The organism is Bradyrhizobium sp. (assembly GCF_049586575.1).
GTDB lineage: Bacteria > Pseudomonadota > Alphaproteobacteria > Rhizobiales > Xanthobacteraceae > Bradyrhizobium.
The window spans coordinates 21,982-31,994 of sequence record NZ_JBAVCF010000167.1 but is presented as its reverse complement, the minus strand read 5'-3'; the positions used below and the strand labels follow the sequence as shown (position 1 = coordinate 31,994).

The 10,013-nt window shown below is 61.2% G+C and carries 9 protein-coding genes; 4 read left to right on the top strand and 5 right to left on the bottom strand.

The window, feature by feature from the left end:
• The first annotated feature begins 71 nt into the window (after positions 1-71).
• From clpS to WB528_RS06350, 3 genes are all read left to right on the top strand, one after another.
• On the top strand, positions 72-404 hold the full coding sequence (gene clpS / locus WB528_RS06360) for an ATP-dependent Clp protease adapter ClpS (protein ID WP_423887575.1): 333 nt from the start codon (positions 72-74) through the stop codon (positions 402-404).
• 253 nt (positions 405-657) lie between these two features.
• Positions 658-3,072 (top strand): ATP-dependent Clp protease ATP-binding subunit ClpA, encoded by a 2,415-nt coding sequence (gene clpA / locus WB528_RS06355; RefSeq protein WP_423887573.1) that lies wholly within the window; start codon positions 658-660, stop codon positions 3,070-3,072.
• Between the two features lie 96 nt (positions 3,073-3,168).
• Entirely contained in the window at positions 3,169-4,086 is a 918-nt protein-coding gene (locus tag WB528_RS06350; RefSeq protein WP_423887572.1) for a dioxygenase, read from the top strand.
• Between the two features lie 7 nt (positions 4,087-4,093).
• Here the strand turns inward: WB528_RS06350 and WB528_RS06345 are convergent, their stop codons facing one another.
• From WB528_RS06345 to WB528_RS06325, 5 genes are all read right to left on the bottom strand, one after another.
• Positions 4,094-5,377, bottom strand: a complete 1,284-nt coding sequence (locus tag WB528_RS06345) for a TRAP transporter large permease (RefSeq protein ID WP_423887571.1) — start codon at positions 5,375-5,377, stop codon at positions 4,094-4,096.
• Positions 5,378-5,389: 12 nt separating this feature from the next.
• Complete coding sequence (locus WB528_RS06340; protein WP_423887570.1) at positions 5,390-5,890, bottom strand: TRAP transporter small permease; 501 nt, start codon at positions 5,888-5,890, stop codon at positions 5,390-5,392.
• 43 nt (positions 5,891-5,933) lie between these two features.
• On the bottom strand, positions 5,934-6,962 hold the full coding sequence (locus WB528_RS06335) for a TRAP transporter substrate-binding protein (RefSeq protein ID WP_423887569.1): 1,029 nt from the start codon (positions 6,960-6,962) through the stop codon (positions 5,934-5,936).
• A gap of 371 nt (positions 6,963-7,333) precedes the next feature.
• Positions 7,334-7,753, bottom strand: coding sequence for a PilZ domain-containing protein (locus tag WB528_RS06330; protein ID WP_423887574.1), 420 nt, complete (start codon positions 7,751-7,753; stop codon positions 7,334-7,336).
• Positions 7,754-7,837: 84 nt separating this feature from the next.
• On the bottom strand, positions 7,838-8,773 hold the full coding sequence (locus WB528_RS06325; RefSeq protein WP_423887568.1) for a glycine reductase: 936 nt from the start codon (positions 8,771-8,773) through the stop codon (positions 7,838-7,840).
• A gap of 252 nt (positions 8,774-9,025) precedes the next feature.
• Here WB528_RS06325 and WB528_RS06320 point away from each other — a divergent pair, with 252 nt between their 5' ends.
• Positions 9,026-10,012: a lytic transglycosylase domain-containing protein gene (locus tag WB528_RS06320; RefSeq protein ID WP_423887567.1), complete on the top strand. Its 987-nt coding sequence runs from the start codon at positions 9,026-9,028 to the stop codon at positions 10,010-10,012.
• Position 10,013 lies beyond the last annotated feature (1 nt).

The following is a 10,013-nucleotide window of genomic DNA, read 5'->3' as shown; positions in this document are numbered from 1 at the left end:
CCCATGTCATGGTACGCTTGATTACCAGCCCTGATCTGCACCCATCGTCGATCGCCGCACTCTGTCCTCGAATGGCCAACGATGATAACCGCGCTGCCGGAACCGGCGGCCCGGCTACTTCGGTTATCACCAAGGTCAAACCGAAAACCAAGCGGCCCAATCTGTACCGTGTCCTGATTTTGAATGACGACTACACGCCGATGGAGTTTGTCGTTCACGTCCTGGAAAAATTTTTCCAGAAGGATCTCGAAGCGGCGACCAAGATCATGTTGCACGTCCATCATAACGGCATCGGCGAGTGCGGTATTTTCACCTACGAGATCGCCGAGACGAAAGTAACGCAAGTGATGGACTTTGCGCGCAAGAACCAGCACCCCCTGCAATGCGTGATGGAAAAGAAGTGACGTCACGCCCTAGCGGCGCAGGGATTTGACATATTCCAGCGTTTTGCGTCGGAAAATCGGAACGGGTCTTGCATCCGCCTCGATAGGTTAACCCGGTAAAACACGGGTAAATCGTACCCTTCACGTCAGCGTGCGGGGAGAACTTTATGAGCCGGTCTTTCGCCACGATCGGACGCAACTATATATGTCAAAGGTTGCTGTTGCCTCACCGGCCAACGGCGATCATGATGGTAAGGGGCCACAGAGGACGCGAATGCCGACTTTTTCCCAAAGCCTAGAACAATCGTTGCATCGTGCGCTGGCGATTGCCAACGAGCGTCATCATCAATATGCGACGCTCGAGCATCTTTTGCTCTCGCTGATCGATGACAGCGATGCAGCGGCCGTAATGCGCGCTTGCAGCGTCGATCTCGACAAGCTGCGCACGAGTCTTGTCAACTATCTCGAAACCGAATTCGAAAATCTGGTGACGGACGGCGCCGACGACGCCAAGCCGACCGCCGGCTTCCAGCGCGTGATCCAGCGCGCCGTGATTCACGTTCAGTCCTCGGGGCGCGAAGAGGTCACCGGCGCCAACGTGCTGATCGCGATCTTCGCCGAGCGCGAAAGCCACGCCGCCTATTTCCTGCAAGAGCAGGACATGACCCGTTACGACGCGGTCAACTACATCAGCCACGGCATCGCCAAGCGGCCCGGCGTGTCCGAAGCGCGCCCTGTTCGCGGTGTCGATGAAGAGACCGAGACCAAGGGCAACGAGGATTCCAAAAAGAAGGGTGAGGCGCTCGAGACCTATTGCGTCAACCTCAACAAGAAAGCGCGCGACGGCAAGATCGATCCGGTAATCGGCCGCAACGCCGAGATCAACCGCGCGATCCAGGTGCTTTGCCGCCGGCAAAAGAACAATCCGCTGTTCGTTGGCGAAGCTGGCGTCGGCAAGACCGCGATCGCGGAAGGGCTGGCCAAACGCATCGTCGACAGCGAAGTTCCGGAAGTACTGTCGGCGGCGACAGTGTTCTCGCTCGACATGGGCACGCTGCTGGCCGGCACGCGCTATCGCGGCGATTTCGAGGAGCGCCTGAAGCAGGTGCTCAAGGAACTCGAGGCGCATCCGAACGCGATCCTGTTTATCGACGAAATCCACACGGTCATCGGCGCCGGCGCCACGTCCGGCGGCGCGATGGATGCGTCCAACCTGCTCAAGCCCGCGTTGGCCTCTGGCACCATCCGTTGCATGGGCTCGACGACCTACAAGGAATACCGTCAGCACTTCGAGAAGGACCGTGCGCTGGTGCGGCGGTTCCAGAAGATCGACATCAACGAGCCGACGGTGGAGGACGCGATCGCGATCCTCAAGGGCCTGAAACCCTATTTCGAGGACTATCATCGGCTGAAATACACCAACGAGGCCATCGAGGCCGCGGTGCAGTTGTCGTCGCGCTATATCCACGACCGAAAGCTGCCGGACAAGGCGATCGACGTCATCGACGAGTCCGGTGCGGCGCAGATGCTGGTTGCCGAGAACAAGCGCAAAAAGACGATCGGCATCAAGGAAATCGAAACGACCATCGCCACGATGGCGCGGATTCCGCCGAAGAGCGTTTCCAAGGACGATGCCGAAGTGCTCAAGCACCTCGAGCAAACCTTGAAGCGGGTGGTGTTCGGCCAGGACAAGGCCATCGAGTCGCTGTCGGCTTCGATCAAGCTTGCGCGTGCGGGCTTGCGCGAGCCGGAGAAGCCGATCGGCTGCTATCTGTTCTCGGGCCCCACCGGCGTCGGCAAGACCGAAGTTGCCAAGCAGCTCGCGGCCTCGCTCGGCGTCGAGCTTTTGCGCTTCGATATGTCCGAATACATGGAGCGGCATACGGTGTCGCGCCTGATCGGCGCGCCTCCGGGCTATGTCGGCTTCGACCAGGGCGGTCTTCTCACCGACGGTGTCGACCAGCATCCGCATTGCGTGGTGTTGCTCGACGAAATCGAGAAGGCGCACCCGGATCTCTACAATGTGTTGCTCCAGATCATGGATCACGGCCGGCTCACCGACCATAACGGCAAGCAGGTCAACTTCCGCAATGTGATCCTGATCATGACTACGAATGCGGGCGCGGCCGATCTGGCGCGTCAGGCGTTCGGGTTCACCCGCTCGAAGCGGGAAGGCGACGACCACGAGGCGATCAACCGGCAGTTCGCGCCGGAATTCCGCAACCGTCTCGACGCCATCGTCTCGTTCGCGCATCTCAATGCCGAGGTCATCGGCATGGTGGTGGAGAAGTTCGTGCTTCAGCTCGAGGCGCAGCTTGCCGACCGCGACGTCACGATCGAACTGTCCGAGCCTGCCAAGGCCTGGCTGGTACAGCACGGCTATGATGAGCAGATGGGTGCGCGGCCGATGGCCCGCATTATCCAGGAGCATATCAAGAAGCCGCTGGCCGACGAGGTTCTGTTCGGCAAGCTCAAGGGCGGCGGTCACGTCCGCGTCGTGCTGGTCAAGGACGAGACGACGTCCCAGGACAAGATCGGCTTCGACTTTGTCGAAGGTCCGGTGACGCCGAAGCCGGAGAAATTGCCCGGCGCGCGCAAGCGTACGGTGCCGCGCAAGCCGAAACCGAGCGGCCCCGGCGGTGGCGGATCGAAGGGCCCGGCCTCCCGAGGCCCGCTGGTAAAGGCCTGAGGCAGACGAACGATACATCTCAAGAAAAGGCCGGCGCGTTGCGCCGGCTTTTTTGTTAAGACAAGGCCGGTCAACAGGCCGCGCGGGGAAACGACTATGATCATCGAAAATCAAGCCATGGTGACGGAGGCGGTCGTCGAAGCCGTCTCCCGCGTTGACGATCCGCGATTGCGCGAAATCCTGTTGGCGCTGGTTCGGCACCTGCATGGTTTCGTGCGTGAGGTGCGACTGACCGAACGCGAATTTGGCGAGGCGGTGCGGCTGATCGCGGCGCTGGGCCAGAAGACGACCGCGTCCCACAACGAAGTCATGCTGATGGCAGGCTCGCTTGGGGTATCGCCGCTGGTCTGTCTGCTCAACAACGGCAATCGAGGCCAGACCGAAACCCAGGCCAATATGCTGGGCCCGTTCTGGCGCGACGATCAGCCCGCCTGTGCAAGCGGGGATACCTTGGTGCGCTCGCCGACGCCCGGGCCGGAATTGTTCGTCTCAGTTTCGCTCGAGGATGCAAGCGGCCGTCCGGTCGCGGGCGCGGAGGTCGATGTCTGGCATTCCTCGCCGGAAGGCCTTTATGAAAATCAGGATCCGGGTCAGGCCGAAATGAATTTGCGCGGGCGCTTTGTCTCCGACGAAAACGGGCGGTTTAACTTCCGCAGCGTCAAGCCGGCGGGCTACCCGATTCCCGTCGACGGCCCGGTCGGCGACCTCGTGCGCGCGACGCGCCGCCATCATTATCGTCCGGCGCATCTTCACTTCATGGTCTATAAACCCGGCCTCAAAACGCTGACCTCGCAGGTTTATTCGCCCGACGATCCCAACATCGATTCGGACGTGCAGTTTGGCGTCACGCGCGCGCTGATCGGAAACTATGTCCGCCACGACAAGCCGTCGGCCGAGCACGGTTTTGCCGCGCCCTGGTATTCGCTTGATCAGCGTTTTGTCCTGGAAGCGGGCGAAGCCGGGCGGCCGATGGCGCCGATCCACGGCAAGGTTGCGGCCGCAAATGAGCGATAGCCGGCGCTTACCGGATCAATCCCGCGAGCCGCGGCAATGTCAGGCTGATCCCGGGAATGCAGATGATCAGCAGGAGGCCCGCAAACAGCGCGAGCATATAGGGCACGTAGGTACGGAAATGGTCGCCGACATTCAGTCCAGCAAAGCGCAGCGCCATCAATAGACCGACGCCCATCGGTGGCAGGAATAATCCGATGCCGACGGCAGCCGTCTGCACGATGTTGAATTGGATGGGGTCGATGCCCATGGCCTCCGAGATTGGAAACACCACGGGGATCAGAACCACCGCGGCAGGAAGACCCTCCAGCACCATGCCGAACAGGCAGCTTACGATAGCGGTTACCGTCAGAAACAGCCATGGATGGCCCTTCAGCGGCGACAACAATTCGCCGAGAAGCTGCGGCACGCCGCTCACGCCCATCAGATATTGATAGACCGAGGCCACTGCGAGCAAAAACACCACGGCCGCGGTGAGGATCGCGCTGTCATAGGCGATCTTGCCCATCTCGCGCCAGGTGACGTTGCGGTAGTAAAGCTTCGCCGCGAGGAAGGCGTAGCCTGCCACCACGGCGCCGGCTTCGGTCGCGGTGATGATGCCAAGAATGAAACCCGCGAGGATCACGAACGGCACCACCATCGGCACCGCTGCATGCAGGGAGGCCTGGCCGATGCGCTTCAGGCTTGGCCTTGTATCGACCGGCCAGTTTTTTTGCCGCGCGCGGATGTAAACGACGGCCATCAGGCACAGCATGATGACCATGGCCGGAACGAACCCGGCGACAAACAGCGCCACCGCCGAGGTGTTGGTGACTTGCGCAATCACGATCATGAAGATCGCCGGCGGCACCAGCATGCCCATCGCGGTGCCGGATGCGATCAGGGATGCCGAATCGCGCGGGTCGTAGCCTGCTTTGGTCAGAGGCGGCATCAGCGCCGAGCCCAGCGCGGAGACTTCCGCCATCTTCGATCCGCAGATGTCGGAGAAGAAATAGGCGACCACAATCACCGACATGCCAAGCCCGCCTTTGACCCAGCCAATCAGCGCCCGCGCCAGCTCGACGAGTGCGTGGCTCATGCCGCAGCGTTCCATCAGATTGCCGGCGAACACGAAGGCGGGAATGGCTAGCAAGACCCAGCTCTGCGAGCCAGAGACCAGCGCCGAGGATAGTTGCTGCATCGGATAGCCGCCGATCCAAAGACCCGCGATGCCGGCGAGCGCCAGCGCGAATACGATCGGCATCGAGAGCAGGATCAGAACGACAAAGACGGCGGCAACCGCAGCAAGAAGCATGAGCGGCGCGCCCTAGTGGAGAGGAGAGTCATGAGGCGCCGGCGGCGAAATCATGTCCGCCAACGCGTACACCACAATCAGAATGCCGCCGACGACGGCGGAAGCGTAGAGCCAGGCGAGGCTGATCTGGAGGCCGGGCGTCCGCAAAGTGTGATTGAGCAGGCAAAGCTTGAATCCGTACCAGGCTGCCAGAAGGCCGACGCCTGTGATCAGCGCGTGGTTGAAGCGGCGGATCCATAGCTGCGCGGTTTCCGGCAGGCGATGCACGAAGACCGACAGCGTGAAATGCGAACGCGATTGGATCCCGATCGCAGCACCAATCAGCGTCAGCCAGGCTAGGGACAATTCGCCGACTTCCTCGACCCAGGTGAACGGCACTGGATCGATGTCGAGCCAGTCGGTGATGGCGCCGACGAAGTAGCGCAGGATCACGCCGACCAGGAGGTTGACGATGGCCAACACGATCAGCGCCGTGACCGTAACCTTCGGAACGGCTTTAAGGAGACGCAGCATGGGCGTTGAACATCCGGCGGGAAAAAGGCTTGCGACGATGGTTTCAGGCCTTGAAGCCCTCGATTTCATCCCACAGAGCACCGTACTGCGACTTGTAGGCCGGCCATATCTTCTGTTGCGCTACCTTGCGGAATTGGTCGACGTTGGCCTCGACCACGGTCATGCCGACTGGCTCAAGCAGCGCTTTGGCTTGGGGGTAGTTATCGACGGACTCGGTCTGCTGGCGGATTTTCTCTTGCGCGGCGCGCGACAATTCGAGAACCAGTTTCTGCTGATCGGGTGTCAACCCGTTCCAGATATCGAGATTCATCACGGCATTGGTCGGGCCGTAATTGTGATAGGTGAGGGAGGCGTATTTCGAGACTTCGTAGATCTTGAGTGCCTTCATGTTGACGATGGGCAAGTCGCCGCCGTCGATCACGCCCTGTTTCGCAGCCGTGACCACCTCGCCATAGGCCATCGGCACGGCGTTGCCGCCAAGGCCATTGATGGTGTCGCCAAAAATCTTCGACTGCTGCACGCGGATCTTGAGGCCGCGCAGGTCTCGCGGTTCGACGATCGGCTTCTTCGATGTCCAGAAATGCCGGAAGCCGTAATCGAAATAGCAGAGCACCTTGAGCTTGTAGTTGTCTTCGATTTGCTTGCTCAGCTTGTCGCCGATCTTGCCGTTGAACATGCCATAAGCGGCGGAGTAGTCCTTCACCAGGTAAGGCACGAGGAATGCGCCCATCTCCGGGAATATCGTAGCGGCGGCACCGGCGGGACTGCCCATGGCGATGCTGCCGGACTTGACCGCGTTCATGATCTCGAGCTCTTGCGGGATCAGGGTCTTGCCGAAAAACTGCATTTCGAGAGCGCCGTTCGAGCGGGCCGTCAGCTCCTTTGCCATCCAGTCGAAGGCGACCGCCGCCGACTCAGGCACGGCATTGATGTGCGCAAACACCAGTTTCTTTGGCTGGGTCTGGGCGTAGGCAGGTGCGCGGCCGGTGGCCAGGATGCCTGCCAAGCCGGCACCGGCACGCAAAAGCGTGCGGCGATCAAGGGTGGCACGGCGCATTGCGGCGTCTGGCATCTGGTTTCCTCCCGGCTGTTTCTTTGTGCTTGTTCTATCGTTGTGCAGCGCGGCGGGAGTGAAACCGCCGATCCGCCTATCAGCTTACAGAATGCCAGTCCCGTTGAAAGAGGGATATTGGTCGCAACCTTCGCAGCCGCGGGAGGCCTAAGGCGTGCCGGTCTTGACGTTCAGATGACGAGCTTCCCACGGCAGGATGATCTTCTTGAAGATCACCGGGTCCGGCCACGTTCCGGCCGAGCGGCCCATATGTCCGCCGGCCGGGTTGATCCAGGCTTCGCGCGGTTCGGTGCCGCTATTGATGAGCAGTTCGAGCCTACACGCATTAGGTCGGGGTAACCCTTGCGCTCAATCTTGGCTTGGTATCCGGCCTAGCCTTCGCCGAGTAGCTCGTTGATCCGCTGCTGCAACAGGCGCTTTTTCTTTTCGCTCTTGCGCAGGCGGTCGGCGAGGTCAGAGCCGGGCAGCTCGTAAGACTGCTCGAGATTTAACGCCACGCCGACGAAGTTGTCGCGCAGCCAGATGATCCGGGCCATAAAGGAGCGGCCCTTGCGCGCGATGGTCAGGCGCATCGATTCTTTGGGAAGAGCGATGTTGTTGCTGAATTCGAGATGGGCGCCGTGCTCGGATATATTGCGCACCACGCAATTTCTGGATGAGCCACCTTCGGCGATCTCGGCGACCCCGCCATAAATCACCTTGTCGCGCGCGTCCTGGCGTCGGTCCAGCATCGAAAAGCTCCCAATCGAAAGCCGGACTTTTACGCGAGCCGTGGGCGCAAGAAAGGGCATCGCGGCCAAAATGCCGCGTTAACGTAAATCGATGTTGGGAAAATCATGCCGCAAGTAGCGGCATTAACGACAATTTTGGAAGGTTTAGGCTGCGGTTTCGCGAAGGCCGCGCGCTACTTCCTTCTGGGCGTCGAATTCGCGCCGGCGCCGCGCCAGTTCCTCGGCGCTCAAGGCCGCGACGTTGTTGTAATCGCGTTTCCAGGAGGGATCGGCGCTCCACCGCAACGGCGACTGCACCGTGGTTTGGGCTGCCGGCGCGGTCTCCAGCACCCGCAGCGCCAGCTCAAGCGTTAGGGCTTGCGAGGCCACATCATGCGGTTTGCCGGCGGAGTTGCCGAGCGGGAAGTCGGAGAACAGGAAGCGGGGCACCGCGGCGTGTTCGACGATATCCTTGGCGCATCCCATCACGACGGTCGGAATACCGTTGGCCTCCAGATGCCGGGCGACCAGGCTCAACGTTTGGTGGCAGACCGGGCAGTTCGGCACCAGCACCGCGGCATCGACGCGATCGGCCTGGCAGCGGGCAAGAATTTCGGGCGCATCGGTCTCGATCGTGACGCGGTGGCTGCGGTTGGTTGGAGCGCCGAAGAAGCGCGGCGCTACCTCGCCGATCCGTTCTTCGGCTGCCAGCCGATGCAACTGCGGCAACGGAAACCAGGTGCCGCTGTCTTCGGCCGAGGTGTGGACGCGGTCATAGGCGATGTGCGAAATCCGCAAATCGTGCGTCTTCGACGTGTCGCCGTCATAGACGGAGTAGAATTTCGCGCCGCCATTATATTTGGCGCCGGGGCCCTGATCGCCCTTGGCGGGATCGAATGGGGCTGATGTCGTGACGATGGTGAAGCGCGATTGCGCGAGCGATTTGCGCAAAGGCTGAAACGGCGCCTCGACGAAATGCGCCCAGCGATAGGGCGTGGTGTAGCCGATCGCGCTGTAATAATCGCGCGTGCGCGCCATATAGGGGATCGGCGCGTCGTCGTCGGGCGCAAAGGCGGTACGGTCGTCAGAAGGGGTAGCCATATCTAGTGCCCTCTTTCCGAAGTTCGTAATACGTCACAGCCCCCCTCTTTCACGAACGTCGGAAAGCCAAGGGCACTAGAAAATCTATAATTCTGGTACCGCTTTCGATCTGAAGTCCCTGGTAGGAATCGCCGCTTGCGGTGCGGGGACTTCAGATCGGCGGTACCAAGATATCTCATCAACGTGCCATCATTGAAAGATAGCTAATCGGCGAGCGGCGAATGTCAAATCTGCTCCTCGGACAGGATTGCAATGCAAGGGTTCAAGAGCTGGCACCTCTGGTTCTCCGCTGTCGCCGCGATGTTCTTCTGGGGCGTGGGCGGCGTGACCGCGCAGGAGGCCCCGCCCGCGAACGATCACTTTGGTTTGGCTACCCCGAGCGTGGAGGAATTGGCGCTTCCCAAAGAACCGCTTTCGGAAAAGGCGACGGACGCCGGCACACGCGAGGCCGTGTGTCTGATGATCGAGGCGGCGGCGAGGGCCAACAATCTGCCGCTCGAGTTTTTCGCCCGCGTGATCTGGCAGGAAAGTCGCTTTCAATCCGATGCCGTCGGGCCCGTCACCCGCAGCGGCCAGCGCGCACAGGGCATCGCCCAATTCATGCCTGGCACCGCGAGCGAACGTCGGTTGCTCGATCCCTTCGATCCCGTGCAGGCGCTGCCGAAATCAGCCGAATTCCTCAGCCAGTTGCGCAGTCAGTTCGGCAATCTTGGGCTCGCCGCGGCAGCCTACAATGCGGGGCCGCGGCGGGTGCAGGAATGGCTTGCCGGGACGGGGCCGATGCCGCAGGAAACGCGCCACTACGTTGCGGTCATTACCGGCGCCACGATCGAGGAATGGCAGGCCGCTGGCCGCGGTGGCCAGATATCCGATCGTGCGGCCGCGCATACCACCTGCCAGGAACTGATGGCGCTGCTCAAGCGCGCGCCGAACTATTTTGTCAGCGAACTCGAACAGCGGGTGCAGTTCGGGGCCGCTCAGCCATGGGGTGTCCAACTGGGCGGAGGATTCAACCGCAATGTTGCGATGGCGATGTATTCGCGGGCGATGGCCCGCTTGCGCAGCGTGATCGGCGATCAAACGCCGACTTTACTGAGTGCGCAGAACCGCAGCCGGGGCATGCGGCCGTTCTACCAGGTGCGGATCGGCGCCGACACGCGAAAAGCGGCCGACGATCTCTGTAATCGCATCCTTCACGCCGGCGGCGCCTGCTTTGTGCTGCGGAATATCGGTGGATGAT